The 16,187-nt window shown below is 38.8% G+C and carries 13 protein-coding genes and 1 pseudogene; 5 read left to right on the forward strand and 9 right to left on the reverse strand.

The window, feature by feature from the left end; genetic code table 11:
• Positions 1-11: 11 nt before the first annotated feature.
• Entirely contained in the window at positions 12-1,541 is a 1,530-nt protein-coding gene (ahpF, locus tag NYE20_RS21765) for an alkyl hydroperoxide reductase subunit F (RefSeq protein WP_017697262.1), read from the forward strand.
• A gap of 109 nt (positions 1,542-1,650) precedes the next feature.
• Here ahpF and bglA read toward each other — a convergent pair whose 3' ends face one another.
• Positions 1,651-3,090 carry a 6-phospho-beta-glucosidase BglA gene (gene bglA, locus NYE20_RS21770; RefSeq protein ID WP_339184103.1) on the reverse strand — a complete coding sequence of 480 codons (1,440 nt, stop codon included), beginning with the start codon at positions 3,088-3,090 and terminating at the stop codon, positions 1,651-1,653.
• A 13-nt stretch (positions 3,091-3,103) separates the two neighbouring features.
• Positions 3,104-3,514, reverse strand: a complete 411-nt coding sequence (locus tag NYE20_RS21775) for a PTS glucose transporter subunit IIA (RefSeq protein WP_161621094.1) — start codon at positions 3,512-3,514, stop codon at positions 3,104-3,106.
• Positions 3,515-3,670: 156 nt separating this feature from the next.
• Between NYE20_RS21775 and NYE20_RS21780 the strand changes: the two genes are divergently transcribed.
• Both NYE20_RS21780 and NYE20_RS21785 read left to right on the forward strand, forming a co-directional pair.
• Positions 3,671-4,381, forward strand: a complete 711-nt coding sequence (locus NYE20_RS21780; RefSeq protein WP_161621093.1) for a GntR family transcriptional regulator — start codon at positions 3,671-3,673, stop codon at positions 4,379-4,381.
• A gap of 27 nt (positions 4,382-4,408) precedes the next feature.
• Positions 4,409-4,567 carry a hypothetical protein gene (locus tag NYE20_RS21785; RefSeq protein WP_009968424.1) on the forward strand — a complete coding sequence of 53 codons (159 nt, stop codon included), beginning with the start codon at positions 4,409-4,411 and terminating at the stop codon, positions 4,565-4,567.
• A 130-nt stretch (positions 4,568-4,697) separates the two neighbouring features.
• Here the strand turns inward: NYE20_RS21785 and NYE20_RS21790 are convergent, their stop codons facing one another.
• Together NYE20_RS21790 and NYE20_RS21795 are read right to left on the reverse strand one after the other, a co-directional pair.
• Positions 4,698-5,420, reverse strand: a complete 723-nt coding sequence (locus NYE20_RS21790) for a peptide ABC transporter permease (protein WP_014478516.1) — start codon at positions 5,418-5,420, stop codon at positions 4,698-4,700.
• A 20-nt stretch (positions 5,421-5,440) separates the two neighbouring features.
• A complete protein-coding gene (locus tag NYE20_RS21795; RefSeq protein ID WP_072173744.1) occupies positions 5,441-6,070 on the reverse strand; it encodes an ATP-binding cassette domain-containing protein in 630 nt (209 codons plus the stop codon).
• 481 nt (positions 6,071-6,551) lie between these two features.
• Here NYE20_RS21795 and fbp point away from each other — a divergent pair, with 481 nt between their 5' ends.
• Positions 6,552-8,477, forward strand: coding sequence for a fructose-1,6-bisphosphatase (fbp, locus tag NYE20_RS21800; RefSeq protein ID WP_161621092.1), 1,926 nt, complete (start codon positions 6,552-6,554; stop codon positions 8,475-8,477).
• Positions 8,478-8,890: 413 nt separating this feature from the next.
• Here the strand turns inward: fbp and NYE20_RS21805 are convergent, their stop codons facing one another.
• The 4 genes from NYE20_RS21805 to NYE20_RS21820 all read right to left on the reverse strand — a co-directional run bounded on the left by NYE20_RS21805 (position 8,891) and on the right by NYE20_RS21820 (position 14,267).
• Positions 8,891-11,446, reverse strand: coding sequence for a Spaf_1101 family AAA-like ATPase (locus tag NYE20_RS21805; protein ID WP_032725000.1), 2,556 nt, complete (start codon positions 11,444-11,446; stop codon positions 8,891-8,893).
• A gap of 200 nt (positions 11,447-11,646) precedes the next feature.
• A complete protein-coding gene (locus NYE20_RS21810) occupies positions 11,647-13,461 on the reverse strand; it encodes an AIPR family protein (protein WP_032724998.1) in 1,815 nt (604 codons plus the stop codon).
• Between the two features lie 75 nt (positions 13,462-13,536).
• Positions 13,537-14,016, reverse strand: a complete 480-nt coding sequence (gene rlmH / locus NYE20_RS21815; RefSeq protein WP_100739607.1) for a 23S rRNA (pseudouridine(1915)-N(3))-methyltransferase RlmH — start codon at positions 14,014-14,016, stop codon at positions 13,537-13,539.
• Between the two features lie 80 nt (positions 14,017-14,096).
• Positions 14,097-14,267 (reverse strand): CxxH/CxxC protein, encoded by a 171-nt coding sequence (locus NYE20_RS21820; RefSeq protein ID WP_003236479.1) that lies wholly within the window; start codon positions 14,265-14,267, stop codon positions 14,097-14,099.
• 183 nt (positions 14,268-14,450) lie between these two features.
• Here NYE20_RS21820 and NYE20_RS21825 point away from each other — a divergent pair.
• Positions 14,451-14,865 (forward strand): annotated as a pseudogene (locus NYE20_RS21825) (hypothetical protein).
• Positions 14,866-14,898: 33 nt separating this feature from the next.
• Here the strand turns inward: NYE20_RS21825 and fdhA are convergent.
• A complete protein-coding gene (gene fdhA / locus NYE20_RS21830; protein ID WP_080287639.1) occupies positions 14,899-16,125 on the reverse strand; it encodes a formaldehyde dehydrogenase, glutathione-independent in 1,227 nt (408 codons plus the stop codon).
• Positions 16,126-16,187: the final 62 nt, after the last annotated feature.

Consider the following 16,187-nt stretch of genomic DNA (forward strand, 5'->3'; position numbering starts at 1 on the left):
AGTGCATTCAATTGGTACTTGATGCAAATATCAAAGCACAATTAAATCAATATATGCAGCTAATTGAGAATGACATTGTTCTCAAAGTTAGCGCAGGCGAAGATGACATTTCAAAGGACATGCTGGCTCTCGTTGATGAGCTGGCTTCCATGTCATCGAAAATTTCAGTTGAAAAAGCTGAATTAAACAGAACGCCAAGCTTCAGTGTCAATCGTGTCGGAGAAGACACTGGCGTGACTTTCGCCGGTATCCCTCTGGGCCACGAATTCACATCATTAGTGTTGGCGCTGCTCCAAGTGAGCGGCAGACCGCCTAAGGTGGACCAAAAAGTCATTGATCAGGTGAAGAAGATCAGCGGTGAATACCACTTCGAATCTTATATCAGCCTGACATGCCACAACTGTCCTGATGTTGTACAAGCTTTAAACATGATGAGCGTGCTGAACCCGAACATTACGCACACGATGATTGACGGTGCAGCATACAAAGCAGAAGTTGAAAGCAAAAACATCATGGCAGTGCCGACCGTTTACCTGAATGGCGAATCCTTCGGAAGCGGCCGTATGACGCTTGAAGAAATCCTTGCGAAAATGGGCAGCGGCGCAGATGCATCTGAGTTTGCTGACAAAGAGCCGTTTGACGTTCTTGTTGTCGGAGGCGGACCTGCTGGTGCAAGTGCAGCGATCTACACTGCACGTAAAGGCATCCGCACTGGGGTTGTCGCTGAACGCTTCGGCGGACAGGTTCTCGACACCATGAGCATCGAAAACTTCATCAGCGTCAAAGCGACGGAAGGACCGAAGCTTGCGGCAAGTCTTGAAGAGCATGTGAAGGAATATGATATTGATGTCATGAACCTTCAGCGTGCGAAACGCCTTGAGAAGAAAGATCTGTTCGAACTTGAACTCGAAAACGGCGCTGTTCTGAAAAGTAAAACAGTGATCCTTTCAACAGGTGCACGCTGGCGCAATGTCAACGTACCTGGTGAACAAGAGTTCAAAAACAAAGGTGTCGCATACTGCCCGCACTGTGATGGGCCATTGTTTGAAGGCAAAGACGTAGCGGTTATCGGCGGAGGAAACTCTGGTATCGAAGCAGCAATTGACCTTGCAGGTATTGTCAATCATGTTACTGTGCTAGAGTTCGCACCGGAACTGAAAGCAGACGAAGTCCTGCAAAAACGTCTCTACAGCCTGCCTAACGTTACTGTTGTAAAAAACGCACAAACAAAAGAAATCACAGGCGATCAGAGCGTTAACGGCATCACATACGTAGACCGCGAAACAGGCGAAGAAAAACACGTTGAACTTCAAGGTGTATTCGTCCAAATCGGTCTCGTGCCAAACACAGAATGGTTAGAAGGAACGGTTGAACGCAACCGCATGGGCGAAATTATTGTCGACAAACACGGCGCAACAAGCGTACCAGGCTTATTTGCTGCCGGCGACTGCACAGACAGTGCGTACAACCAAATTATTATTTCTATGGGATCAGGTGCAACTGCCGCCCTCGGCGCGTTTGATTACCTAATCCGTAACTAATATAAGAAATCCGCTATATTGCCAGATTGGCAGGATAGCGGATTTTTCTTTTTCTACAGAAAAAAACCGAACCAGGCACTACGGTAAAAGTGCTCGATTCGAGCGCTTCTTATAGTTCCTCACCGTTCGTTTGAATGACATTTTTATACCACTCAAAGGAGTCTTTCTTATATCGTTTCATGGATCCGTTTCCTTCATTGTCACGATCAACATAGATCATGCCGTAGCGTTTTTTCATTTCGCCAGTTGTGAAGGAGACAATATCAATAATGCCCCACGGCGTGTAGCCAATTAAATCAACACCATCGTACGTGACCGCTTTTTTCAATGCTTCAATATGCGATTTTAAATATTGAATGCGTTCCGGATCATGAACCTTGCCGTCCTCCTCCAGCGTATCCACTGCGCCAAAGCCATTTTCAACGATGAATAACGGGATTTGGTATCGGTCATAAAAACGATTTAACGTATATCTCAACCCGGTTGGATCAATCGCCCATCCCCAGTCACTCGAAGTGATGTACGGATTTTCGACACCATTCGGCAAGCCGCCATTTACAATATCGCCAGTGTTATCATTTTTCACATCGCTTTTCACAGTTGTTGACATGTAATAGCTGAAGCCTAAGTAATCGACGGTTCCGTTTCTTAAAATCTCATCATCGCCGTCTTCGAATGTGATGTTGTAGCCTTCGCGTTCAAATTCCTTCAACGCGTAGCTTGGATAATAACCGCGAACCTGCACATCAGGGAAGAAATAGCGCTGCCTCATTTCTTCTTCAGCCAGCATCACATCTTTAGGATTGGAGGAGAAAGGATAAATCGGCACGTGTGATACCATGGCCCCGATCTGGAACTCTGGATTGATGTCTTTTCCTTTTGCCACTGCTAATGCGCTCGCCACTAATTCGTGGTGCGCCGTTTGATACATGACTTCCTTGGCGTTTTCGTTTTCGCCAACTACAACACCTGAATTCGTCCATAGGAACAGCGGATTGTTCACATCCATTTGGTTGTTGATCTCGTTAAATGTCATCCAGTACTTCACTTTCTCTTTGTAACGGGTAAAGCAAGCCTCTGCAAAGTTGACGAAGAAGTCCACGACTTTCCGGTTTCTGAAGCCGCCATATTCTCTTGCCAGGTGCAGCGGCATTTCAAAGTGAGACAGCGTAATGACCGGCTCGATCCCATGCTTCAGCAATTCATCAAACACATCATCATAAAAGTGCAAACCAGCTTCGTTCGGTTCAGCCTCATCGCCTTTCGGAAAAATCCGGCTCCAGCCGATGGACGTCCGCAGACATTTTAATCCCATTTCTGCAAACAAAGCGATATCTTCCTTGTATCTGTGATAGAAATCAATGGCTTCATGGTTCGGATAAAACTCGTTCTCTTCAATCGTATCCGTGATTTTTCTCGGCACGCCGTGTGCACCCGCTGTCATCACATCGACGACACTCGGCCCTTTACCTCCTTGATTCAATCCGCCTTCAAATTGGTGGGCAGCTAAAGCACCGCCCCATAAAAAATCCTTCGGCATGTTTCCCATGTTTAATTCCTCCTCAGCTTACGACTGTAAATATTTTTTGATGCAATGCACTTTCCTCAATCTCTTCAATGAAAGCTTTATCAAACTCAACAAGCACTTCGCCTTTTTTGACGGTATCGCCTTCTTTTACCTTCAAGGAAAAAGGCGTGCCGTCAAATGTCACCGTATCCAGCCCGATGTGCGCAAGCAATTCGACGCCAGACGCTGAACGCAGGCCAATCGCATGCTTTGTAGGCGCGACCATGACCATCGTAATGACGCCGGGCATCGATTTCACGATATCCTTCGCTTTAGGGGTAGACCGCTTCAGCACCAATCGAAGTCTGGTAGCGCAGCGAGAAGCCCCTATCACATTCTCTTCCCCGCCTACGGCCTCTAAAATGTCTTTTGCTAGTCTCGTATAATCTCTCACTTTCCCCGACATTTTCACCCACCCCTTTGTTTGGTTACGCTTTCATTATAATTGTACCGATATAATTCATCAATGCCGAAACAAAATATTTACGCACTAACTATAATTGTAAGCGGTTTATGCTATAATTTTGACAAGTGAAACTAAACGAATAAATGAGGAATGCGTATGTTAAAATACCAGCAAATCGCAGCGGAAATTGAAACATATATAGAAGAACACCAGCTTCAGCAGGGAGACAAACTGCCAGTCCTAGAAACCCTCATGGCCCAGTTTGAAGTCAGCAAAAGCACCATCACAAAGTCCCTCGAGCTATTAGAGCAAAAAGGCGCGATCTTTCAGGTCAGAGGAAGCGGCATTTTCGTCAGAAAACATAAACGAAAAGGCTATATCAGCCTTCTGTCGAATCAGGGATTTAAAAAAGACCTCGAGGATTTTAACGTCACCTCAAAAGTCATCGAACTGGACGTGAGAAAGCCAACGCCGGAAGCGGCGGAAAACCTGAACATCGAAATAAACGAGGACATCTACTATGTCAAAAGGGTCCGCTACATCAACGGCCACACCCTTTGCTACGAAGAGTCTTACTACAACAAATCGATCGTGACGTATTTAAACAACGAAATCGTCTCCCACTCCATCTTCCATTACATCCGCGAAGGACTGGGGTTGAAAATTGGTTTTTCTGATTTGTTTCTGCACGTGGGCCAGCTTAATGAGGAAGAAGCGGAATATTTGGGATTAGAGGCTGGACTGCCGAAGCTGTATATAGAAAGTATTTTTCACCTGACAAATGGGCAGCCGTTTGATTACTCGAAGATTTCGTATAATTATAAGCAGTCGCAGTTTGTGGTGCAGGCTAATAGTTTTTTATTATAGGGCTCTTCACTACGGAAGGTGGTCGACATGTACAAAATCATCATCCCTGCCATACTAGCCATCTTTGCGCTCTGGATACTCTTACAAATTTCACTAGAGATGAGTATCGTTAAGAATCCAATGAACTACTTTATCGTATTCATTATCTTTTTCCTCTTTGTAAAGATGGTGAAAGAAAAACAATAATAGTTTGGCCGATGCAAACAGAAAAACATCCTTCCATTAACAAACTCAGCCAGTCACATGCATTAATATTGATGTTAATGATATATAGTCGCACATAAAAAGCTACTTCACTGTGAAGTAGCTTCTTTTATTATATGCCCATTTTGATCCATCTAGTTTTTGAAAAGCGAAGGATAATCGCATTTATGATAATAATTGAAACTAAATACAAAATAATAAATAAAACATCATTACTCCCAAGTGTCATGTTATCAGATTGCAGCACTCTTTCTATTCGGGGATACATAGTGTTACCTGCCTCAAAAGGAGCAATGAAACCAAACGTTTTATTGCTTATAGCTACTAAGATAACAGAAGTCATCCAATAAACGATACTGACACCTATACTAATTAATATATTAGGACATAACATGCTTATAGTTCCAATAATTAGAATATACTGCAGTATAACTGCAGAAAATAAAAAAAGTAATAATGCAAAATGCGAAAAATCATGGTACATCAACGATATGATTAGCAGGCCTAGCGTTATAAATGCAAAACATTCTAAAAATAAAACAGCTATCTTTTTATAAAAGAAAGTATAGATGTTCTCTCCAATTAATTTGTAAAAGAGAATATTTTTGTTTGAATACTCTCTATTAATAAAGAAAGCTATAACAAATGAAAATAACATCAAACCAAACTGGGTCGCAACAGTATAGGAGCTAAAGAAAAACATTTCAGGTGTAACATTGCTGACTTTATCAATTCCAACAAGTAAAAAATAACCCAGCAAGAATAAAAATACAAACATTGCTCCTAAAATAATGATAACTTTGTTGCTAATACTCTTTTTAAACTCTAATTTCATCTCAAGCCCCCACTGTTTTATTACTCGTTTATATACACTTCAATTAATTTATCCACTGAATGATATTGTTGAATTTCTTGGTGATTAAATATATAATAATCCCCTTCTATCGCCTTTAAATCAGACAAATCATGTGTAATGTTGATGATAATCTTCTCGGGGTTCTCCTGAATATACTTGTTTAAGAAGCCATGAATCTCTATAACCGTTTTTTTGTCTAATGAATTCGTTATTTCATCTAAAACAATAATATTTTTATCCTCTAATAAGAAACTGAGCAATTTTAATTTTTGCTTTTGTCCATCACTCAAATTTTTGATCAGAACTTTTCCATCAATATTATCCAGATTAAGTAAATGTGCGATTTTATCTATCATTTCTGCATCAAATTTTTTACTCAAAAAGTGTAATAAAAAGTCCTTAGAAACATCATTAGGTATATTCGAAGAGCTGGATATTAAAGAAACATTTTGACGAATATCTCTGCCGATTCTTTTGCTATTATTCAACAAAAAGTCTTTAGCAAGCTGTGATTTACCGACTCCATTTTTTCCGACAACGTGATTAATTTTCCCGCTCGAAAAATGCAAGTCGGTGTCCTGAAGTAACGTTTTGCCATTCACTTTTAAAGTGTAATTCGCTATATTCATATACATACTCCTAGGAAATATTTGTATTTTCGCGGTACCTCTTTCGTTTCCGGTTTGGAACTGTAAGAAATGTTTTTTGATGATCAATCTGGATATCTTTTACTCTAGTTTACAATATATAACACTCAATGTACAACAACGGCAGTTTCCTCAAGGCAATTCCTTACAAGATAACTGACAAACAAGCTAAATAAATGGATCGTCAATACCATATCAATGCATATTGATAATAACAATAAGGAGGATACTGAACCTTTTAGCCTAAGCCCTTGACTAAATAACCTTCTCTGTAGGTTCTGCTGAAAGTTTTTTCAGCTCTAGCTGCCTTAATCTTTCACTCGTTTCAATTGTCTATAAAAGCAGTTATGCGGTACTATCGTATAAAGGTCCAATGATGAAAAACAATGACATACTTTTAAATTCACCTTATCATGCACATGCTCATAAATAGGGGTTTATTCTAAAAAGGGGATGGACGATTTTGGAAAGCAAGTACCTAGATCTACTCGCGCAAAAATACGATTGTGAAGAAAAAGTGGTAACAGAAATCATTAATTTGAAAGCGATATTGAACCTGCCGAAGGGCACTGAGCATTTTGTCAGTGATTTGCACGGGGAGTATCAGGCATTCCAGCACGTGCTGCGCAATGGTTCAGGACGAGTCAAAGAGAAGATACGCGACATCTTCAGCGGTGTCATTTACGATAGAGAAATCGATGAATTAGCAGCATTGGTCTATTATCCAGAAGACAAACTGAAGTTGATCAAACATGACTTTGATGCGAAAGCAGCATTAAACGAGTGGTATAAAGAAACCATTAACCGAATGATTAAGCTCGTTTCTTATTGCTCCTCCAAGTATACCCGCTCCAAACTGCGCAAAGCACTGCCTGCCCAGTTTGCTTATATTACGGAGGAGCTGTTATACAAAACAGAACAAGCTGGCAACAAGGAGCAATATTACTCCGAAATCATTGATCAGATCATTGAGCTTGGCCAAGCCGATAAGCTGATCACCGGCCTTGCATACAGCGTTCAGCGATTGGTGGTCGACCATCTGCATGTGGTCGGCGATATTTACGACCGCGGACCGCAGCCGGATAGGATTATGGAAGAACTGATCAACTATCATTCTGTCGATATTCAGTGGGGAAATCACGATGTCCTTTGGATCGGCGCCTATTCCGGTTCCAAAGTGTGCCTGGCCAATATTATCCGCATCTGTGCCCGCTACGACAACCTGGATATTATTGAAGACGTGTACGGCATCAACCTGAGACCGCTGCTGAACCTGGCCGAAAAATATTATGATGATAATCCAGCGTTCCGTCCAAAAGCAGACGACAACAGACCAGAGGATGAGATTAAGCAAATCACAAAAATCCATCAAGCGATTGCCATGATCCAATTCAAGCTTGAGAGCCCGATTATCAAGAGACGGCCGAACTTTAATATGGAAGAGCGGCTGTTATTAGAGAAAATAGATTATGACAAAAATGAAATCACGCTGAACGGTAAAACATATCAACTGGAAAACACCTGCTTTGCGACGATTAATCCGGAGCAGCCAGATCAGCTTTTAGAAGAAGAAGCAGAAGTCATAGACAAGCTGCTATTCTCTGTCCAGCATTCCGAAAAGCTGGGCCGCCATATGAATTTTATGATGAAAAAAGGCAGCCTTTATTTAAAATATAACGGCAACCTGCTAATTCACGGCTGTATTCCTGTCGATGAAAACGGCAATATGGAAACGATGATGATTGAGGATAAACCGTATGCGGGCCGTGAGCTGCTCGATGTATTTGAACGATTCTTGCGGGGAGCGTTTGCCCACCCGGAAGAAACCGATGACCTGGCGACAGATATGGCTTGGTATTTATGGACAGGAGAGTATTCCTCCCTCTTCGGAAAACGTGCCATGACGACATTTGAGCGGTATTTCATCAAAGAGAAGGAAACGCATAAAGAAAAGAAAAATCCGTATTATTATTTACGCGAAGACGAGGCAACCTGCCGAAACATCCTGGCAGAATTCGGCCTCAATCCAGATCACGGCCATATCATCAACGGCCATACACCCGTAAAAGAGATCGAAGGAGAAGACCCAATCAAAGCAAACGGAAAAATGATCGTCATCGACGGCGGCTTCTCCAAAGCTTACCAATCCACAACAGGCATCGCCGGCTACACGTTGCTATACAACTCCTACGGCATGCAGCTCGTCGCCCATAAACACTTCAACTCCAAGGCAGAAGTCCTAAGCACCGGAACCGACGTCTTGACGGTGAAGCGATTAGTGGACAAAGAGCTTGAGCGGAAGAAAGTAAAGGAAACGAATGTCGGTGAGGAATTGTTGCAGGAAGTTGCGATTTTGGAGAGTTTGCGGGAGTATCGGTATATGAAGTGAGGAATATTTAGGGTTCAGAGATGATGATATGCTTCCCTTAAAAGTAGACAGATGGAATAAAAAATCTGTTTGCCTTAGGGGAGTTTTTTCAAGGCTGGAAAATGGTACTCAAAGTAAGAATGTGATCTTGGGAATATTTCAATGAAAGAGGTTGCGAAAAAATATGACATTCGTACCGAATCAATTTGTGAATGGAGAGCGTTGCACGACATAGTCGGCGCTGAGAGCGAAACGTTAAAAACACCATACTAACTCCGGCTCTATCAACGCAACAATCGTCTGACAATGATGCATCTAAGTCTAGCACTTATCAATATTAGCTGAAAAAATGATGGTTATGATGGTATTAACCTTATGTTTGAAAAGACCAAGAATTTTTTCTTGGTCTTCTAAAAAATTATATTGTTTATAGTTCAAATATCAAGCACAGTCATATATGTTTCCTTTTTGTGAATAAATGATTCTCTCCCTCCTTCTAGAATAGAAACGATATGTTTTAAAACAACTTCGTCATCCGGGTATCCTTTTTTTGATAACCAACCTCTTTTATTGTCTGATTCTAATATTATAACTTGCTCGGCGTCTGCATTAGTTACTATCGTAGCAGAATGTGTAGCTATTATTACTTGTCTTTTATTTTTGATTTTTCTCAAGCTTTTTACTAGATTTTGATAAATATATAGGTTGTCTAAGTTATCTTCTGGTTGATCGATTACCAATGGTGTACTATCGACACTATGTTCTCCATAATTAAATATCAAAGTAAGTATGGCCACAACCTTTTGACCAAGAGATAGCTCATCAATATCTTTCATAACTACTTTTTCTGTACGTATCGTTTCTTTAGAATTAATATTAAATTTTAATGAGAATTCATCTATTATTTCAAATAGTAACTTAAAACTATTTGTCACTTTTTCAATGTTCCTAAAAATACGCTCCTCAATTTTATTATAAACACGAACCATATTCTTTATAGAAACATTTTCATACTCGCCTGTAATAGTTCCTGAAATGAAATTATTTAAAGACAACTCATTTTCAATTTGTTTGTGCTCTTTATTTAGAATAAGTTCTAAAAATTCTAAATAACCGAACTTTTTAGTTGCCTCATAAACAAATTCATCTATATCGTCCCAAGTCAAATACGTGTTTAAAACTCTTTTTCCTTTTTCTCTATCAAAAATTGGATCATATCTTAGTTCAAGTTCTTTTAGATAAAAGGTAGGATCTTTTAATTTCGGTGAATAAACTATTTGGATTAATTTATTATTCAAACGATTAAATTCCTCAATAGCCATTTTAACATTTTCTTCTCGTTTTTTTATATTAACCAGAACGCTTTGAATATTCTCTCGAAGATATTTTCTATAGTTATTTTTATGGAGCTTATTTAATTTACTTAATACTATTTTAGATCCATTAAGTCTTTCTCCATTTAAAACTATGTCTCTAATAAATTCGCTAATCCTTCCTGTATTACTTAATTCAACAATATTATTAATTGAATAGCTTTTTTTATAAACACTTTCTATTATCGTAGTTGTTTCATTATAATTTAACTCTTGAAATTTATAACCATTTGAAGATTCTACTTGACTAACACGATACAAATTAATCCAGTTTTGAGACAATCTCCTAGTGCCACTTTCTGTCTCAGTTGTTTCTGAAAATGCTTTTCTTAAAAAATAGTTATTGCCTGAATAACCCGATTCGGTGATTTGTGGTATAAAGTTTAAAATGTAATCCATGTTTTTATAATTAAAAACAATATATATAAGATTATGACGTGATATGTATTCAAGTTGATTAATATTCGTGACCTCTAAAGTGAACGCTGTCTCTAAAATACTTAAAATTGTACTTTTTCCGACTCCTCTTCCTCCTATTATGCAGTTTAAATCTCTAGAAAAGTCGACTATGAAAGGTTTTTCTGGTTGTTCTTTATCTCCTAGAAAACCTTTCTCTCCTGGCTCTATATATATGCCTTTTAGAAATCGGTCATTATAAATTGGTTTGTCTATATATATACAGAATTGATAATTTTTAAATGCTTTTTTTAACGACTTAAAGCTTAAATTATTAAATTTAATCCAAGTATTTTTTTTACCTAATTGATTAAGTTCATGCGAGTCCCCTTCATGTATAAAACAAAAATCGCCTTTTGAACTTTCTTGATATTTTTTTATCCTGTTGGAAATTCTCTCCTTAGAATCTATATTTGTTAAGCCTAATATTTTTAAACCACTAAAACCAAATAATGATCTCTTATATAAATTTGTCCCTAAAAAATCACTTGTATTTATATGAGCAATGTATGGAATACCCCCGTTTTCAGTTATCCTATTTACCATATCAAGACAAGATATATAGGTTCCTTCTTCCTCAGAATGTATATATTTACTAACAAAATTTTTCAAATCAGTGTATTTATGCTCATCAAAAATCCCCACTAAATGGTAATAGTCTGAACAACTAATTTCAATACCTAGGAATAACTTAATACTTTTTCTTTGAGTGTTTCCTTTAATCCTAGATTTATAGTAATCAACTAAAACTGCTTGTAACTTCTTAAACCCATTAATAGTATTATGATCAGAAATAACTGCTGCATGTATATTATTTTTATATAATGAATGTGCAATTAATTGATATCCTAATATCTCTTTAAAGTTTGAAAAACTCACATGGAAATCTCTATTTATATCTTCAATAACTTGTTTTTCAAATATAGCAAAATCCTCTTTTTGTATTCTTTCCAGAAACTCTTTAGAATACAATCCCTCATTCAGTGCAACATCAAAAACCTCCGTTAATTTCATGTTTTTGAATAATTTTCCCGGTAATAATCTATAGTCATGAGATGCTGGTGTATGAATATGAAACTCTACTTTTAATAACTTTCCATAAGATTCTTTCATTTGTTGGATACTTTTATAAACAATGTTAAGTTTATTACTATGTTCCAATTTAAAAGTAAACTCCAATCTATGGTAATTTTATATTCAGGTTACTTTTTAATTATCCTAAATTTGTTTTCATCTTTAATGACTAACCTAAAAAACATACTATATTAATATATCGCTATTTCTAATCAAGCAGAGAAGAGTCTCTGCTTGATCTTTTTTTATGCTTTTTAAATTGACTAAATAAATACCTTTCCTAACTTTTATGATAGAGTTTTAAGGCGGTTTTTTAACATTTCGATCAATCCAGTTGTAGTTTCTTTTCTTTCGAAAAATTTCCTATCCTCGCTAATGTCCAAAATTCCCTCATTTATAATAAATTCTTTTATTAAACTTAAAGCATTCTCTATTATTTCCAAGGACTTTGCATCATTTAACATAACCTTTTCAACTTTTTCAGATATTTTTTCCGCATTTTTATCAATAATTTTTGAAGGATTTTTAAGGTCTGATATTAGATACTTTATTACCATCATTATGTGCCAACGTGCTCTTCGATGTTTTTTTCCTTCTTCATTATTTCTAATAAAAGCTTCTACTCTATACCATGTAAGCCCACTCACATAATATGGATTTAACAAGCTGCTATCCGTAAATAATTTACCTCTAGTTTTTTGTTCAACTTTTCCATACTGACCTGATACTTCATGTGGTAAATCCAAAAACATAGCAGAAGTAGCTTTTATTTGAAATGGAATATTAATAATTTTTGTTTTTTGAATGTCTTCATTTCTGTATTGTTCGGTTCTTCGCTCATAATATAATAAAAATTTATTTTGATTTCTCTTTGCTCTATAATATTCCTCTAATGACTTCTGTTCATCTCTTAAAGCTAATAATTGCTCTGGTTTCAAAGCAGTTTGACTATTTGTTGCCTTAATTATTGCATTTTTAGTATCCTCATCCTCAGTCCCAATTAAACGAATTGGTATATAGATATTCTTCTCGATAATGTCTTTCAATGATTCAAATATTACATTACTTGTTTGACAACCATTTACAATTTGATAGTTTACTAGGCTTGCTTCAGTTGAAATAATATGTACTTGATCTGCAATTATTGTTATCCCGTTATTTAAAAGTCCAAATAAATGCGCATTGGTTCCCGTTAAACCATTTTTCATATCTAGATTTACATCAAATTTCTCGTTTGCACCTAAATAATCACGGATATTATCTTCAAAAATTCCTTTTCTAAGGATTCTTTCTCCATCTACGGCTTCTGATAAAATATCTAATAAATCCTCTAATTTAATTAGCCCAAAATAAGCAGACTTTATAATTCCAGTACTATCTTTAGGATATGGCACTGGTTGTTTATCTAAATTAAATTTTATTTCTGTTAGATTATTTTCTTTTTGATGTAATTCCCTTATTTCCTTCAAGCCAATAAAATTTAGTGATATATTGTCTTCATCAAATATATATCTTTGCTTTAATACTTCTAAACCTGTTAATATTTCAGACTTTAAATGAAGATCAATATCCTCATCTTTTACTGAAATTTTCTTCGGTGCTAAAGCAGTATAATACATTTTAAGAGCCGGGTCATTTTTAAATTTTGTGCTTAAATCATATATATATTTTGCCGTTTCCCAAGAGTTTTTGAGTTCAGTAATCTCACAAAATTCGAAGTTAAAAAACCTGTTTACTCCCTGTAAAAAATCCCTAACTTCGCTCCTATCAAATTTTTCAGAAGTCTTCGTTTGAGTAAATAAAAATTTCACTTCAATTTTTCGGGTAGAATTACAAATATAATCTACATCCTCTACGCCTTCGACCAATTTATCATTAATAAAAATAGCTACTCCATCAATCCCAAATGCTGTTCCTGTTTCCATATCCTCATAACTTGCATTAGGATCATTATTGTATGAACTTAAAATTAAATCATTTATAAACATCTCAAAAATATTATGTTCATTCTTTGCTTTTCTTCTTGAAATTTCGTATTTATCCACAAAACCTTTTACATATCCCGAAATCATAGGATGTTTAATAGTAGTGACTACCGCCATTTAATTACCTCCAGTAGTTTTAATGTTACAAAATACTTCTTTTTTATAAAAATAAATAGTAAGATAAAAATCTTTCTACTTATGATAAGGCTCCCCACGGTTAATCCGAAAAGCCCGATAAATCTGCTCCACCAAAATCAACCGCATCAACTGATGAGGAAACGTCATTTTTGAAAACGACAGCTTCTCATCCGCTCGCTTCATCACTGCGTCGCTCAATCCGAGTGATCCGCCGATGACGAAGGTGACTTTGCTTTTTCCATATGTAGCCAGCTTATCTATTGTATCGGCTAGTTCTTCGGATGTTTTCATTTTTCCTTCGATGGCGAGGGCGATGACGTGGGCGTCGGGGCTGATTTTGGATAGGATGCGTTCGCCTTCTTTGTCTTTTATGATTTTCATGTCCTGGTCGCTTAGGTTTTCCGGCGCTTTTTCGTCCGGGAGTTCGATGATGTCGATTTTTGCGTAGGCCGAAAGTCGTTTGGTGTATTCTTCAATGCCTTGCTTGAGGTATTTTTCTTTTAGTTTTCCGATTGTCACAATATTGATATTCACAGGTCATCCCCACTTTAAAAACAAGTTATTCATATATGTTGTCCACAATTGTGGATATCTTTTCTGTATTTTGTGTAAGATCATTCGTTCCCCACTATATATACTGCGGGGTCTCCACATAATTCACAGGCTGTGGATAAACTGTTAGTATGTTCGATTTTTCTGATTTCGGGCGGCAGCTCGTGGTCGTCTATGTACATATCCAGCACGGTTTCGATGTGTTCTTCACAGGAATAATAGGTTTGTTTCATGTTCTAATCCTCCGATGGTTTCTTGCGTTTTTGCAAATATTCTCTTCCCAATATAACCTATTTATTCACATGTTAGTAGTGCTTCGGGCTGAGTTTTATCCACAATTCGACAAACAAGCTGTTGATGACTCTATTTCGCCCGTATGTTAGTTTGGATGTAACCGATGTGTGGGGAGTCTGCTTTTGCAGCTCAAATGGGTTTGGCTTTTTGTGATCATGTTGCTGCTTGCTGGGTGTCAGCCGTCTTATTGGGTGTTGGAGAAGGATCGAATCGGTGAAGGCAGTCCAGACTTAGAAATATACGCTAATTACCTTCAAATGCATGATGACGTGAAAGGATATCAAGTCTTCACCATTTTAGAAGGGAGAAAAATGGTTATTGTGTCTCTCGGAAGCAGCGAGAAAAGATAAGAAGCTTGAAGTGTCAGACGTCAAATTCTCACCTAAAGAAACGATTGTAACTGTGAAACGAAAACCTGCTCCTACGGCAAATGAGAAAAACCCTTATATTTTGATTGGACTGGACAAAATCGCAGGGGATTTCATCGTACAGGATGAAACGGGAAACCGATTTGAAGAAACGGATTACCAGCAATAAAGCCGGCGTTCTGAGAACGTCCGGCTTTTTCTTTTACTTCAGTGTCCCATGCGGGTCGATGACGAATTTTTTGGCTGCGCCTTTGTCGAAGTCGCTGTAGCCTTTTGGCGCGTCGTCCAGAGAAATGACGGTGGCGTTGACTGCTTTTGCGATCTGCGCTCTACCGCTCAGGATCGCTTTCATCAAATTGCGGTTGTATGTCATGGCGGGCGTTTGTCCGGTGACGAAGGTGTGGGCTTTGGCCCAGCCGAGTCCGAAGCGGATTTTTAGTGAGCCTGTTTTGGCGTCCGCATCCTTTGCACCGGGATCTTCGGTCACGTATAAGCCTGGAATGCCAAGGCTGCCTCCGACCTGGGTGACGTCCATGATTGAGTTCAGCACGGCGGCAGGCGCTTCTCCTTGATTGCCGTGTCCGGATGCTTCAAAGCCGACACAGTCCACTGCGGCATCAACGGTTGGTTCACCTAGTATTTGTTCAATTTGTTCGCCAAGGCGGTCGTGTTTTTGCACGTTGACCGTTTCACAGCCGAAGCTTCTCGCCTGTGCCAGTCTGTCTTCGTTCAGATCGCCGACAATCACGGTGGAGGCGCCTAGGAGCTGAGCGGAGTGAGCGGCTGCTAAGCCGACAGGCCCCGCTCCCGCGATATAAACGGTTGAACCTGTTTGCACGCCCGCTGTGTAAGCTCCGTGGAAGCCGGTCGGGAATATGTCCGACAGCATGGTCAAATCGAGAATCTTTTCTAACGCCTGTTCTTTCTCAGGGAATACCAAAAGCTGAAAATCAGCGTATGGCACCATGACATATTCAGACTGGCCGCCGACCCAGCCGCCCATATCGACGTAGCCGTAAGCCGATCCCGGACGGTCCGGATTGACATTCAGGCACACATGCGTTTTCTGCGTTTTGCACATCACACAGCGTCCGCAGGCAATATTGAAAGGAACGGATACGATATCTCCTTTTTTGATAAATTCAACATCACGCCCCGTTTCAATGACTTCTCCCGTAATTTCATGCCCGAGCACCAAGCCTTCTGGCGCCGTTGTGCGGCCTCTGACCATATGCTGGTCGCTTCCGCAAATGTTGGTTGTAATGACTTTGAGAATAACCCCATGCTCACATTTTCGATTCACATTCGCCTTCGGAACGCCGGGCCCGTCCCTTAAGATTAACTCCGGATAACCGATATCCTCCACCGCTACAGTCCCTTTGCCTTTGTACACAACCGCTTTGTTTCCTGTCAACGCCATTCCTCCCATTCATGTGTTTGGACTCTTCGTCCTTGCACATGACTTCGGTTTGGCATGACCCTTTCCCTTTC

The organism is Bacillus sp. FSL R5-0416 (assembly GCF_037975425.1).
Classification (GTDB): domain Bacteria; phylum Bacillota; class Bacilli; order Bacillales; family Bacillaceae; genus Bacillus; species Bacillus subtilis.

What these genes read in the sequence shown, in the direction of transcription:
- NYE20_RS21780 (WP_161621093.1), top strand. Translation starts at nt 3,671, where the DNA reads ATGTTAAAATACCAGCAAATCGCAGCGGAAATTGAAACATATATAGAA.
- bglA (WP_339184103.1), bottom strand. Translation starts at nt 3,090, where the DNA reads ATGGGAAACATGCCGAAGGATTTTTTATGGGGCGGTGCTTTAGCTGCC.
- NYE20_RS21775 (WP_161621094.1), bottom strand. Translation starts at nt 3,514, where the DNA reads ATGTCGGGGAAAGTGAGAGATTATACGAGACTAGCAAAAGACATTTTA.
- NYE20_RS21790 (WP_014478516.1), bottom strand. Translation starts at nt 5,420, where the DNA reads ATGAAATTAGAGTTTAAAAAGAGTATTAGCAACAAAGTTATCATTATT.
- NYE20_RS21785 (WP_009968424.1), top strand. Translation starts at nt 4,409, where the DNA reads ATGTACAAAATCATCATCCCTGCCATACTAGCCATCTTTGCGCTCTGG.
- NYE20_RS21820 (WP_003236479.1), bottom strand. Translation starts at nt 14,267, where the DNA reads ATGAAACAAACCTATTATTCCTGTGAAGAACACATCGAAACCGTGCTG.
- NYE20_RS21795 (WP_072173744.1), bottom strand. Translation starts at nt 6,070, where the DNA reads ATGAATATAGCGAATTACACTTTAAAAGTGAATGGCAAAACGTTACTT.
- fdhA (WP_080287639.1), bottom strand. Translation starts at nt 16,125, where the DNA reads ATGGGAGGAATGGCGTTGACAGGAAACAAAGCGGTTGTGTACAAAGGC.
- NYE20_RS21810 (WP_032724998.1), bottom strand. Translation starts at nt 13,461, where the DNA reads ATGGCGGTAGTCACTACTATTAAACATCCTATGATTTCGGGATATGTA.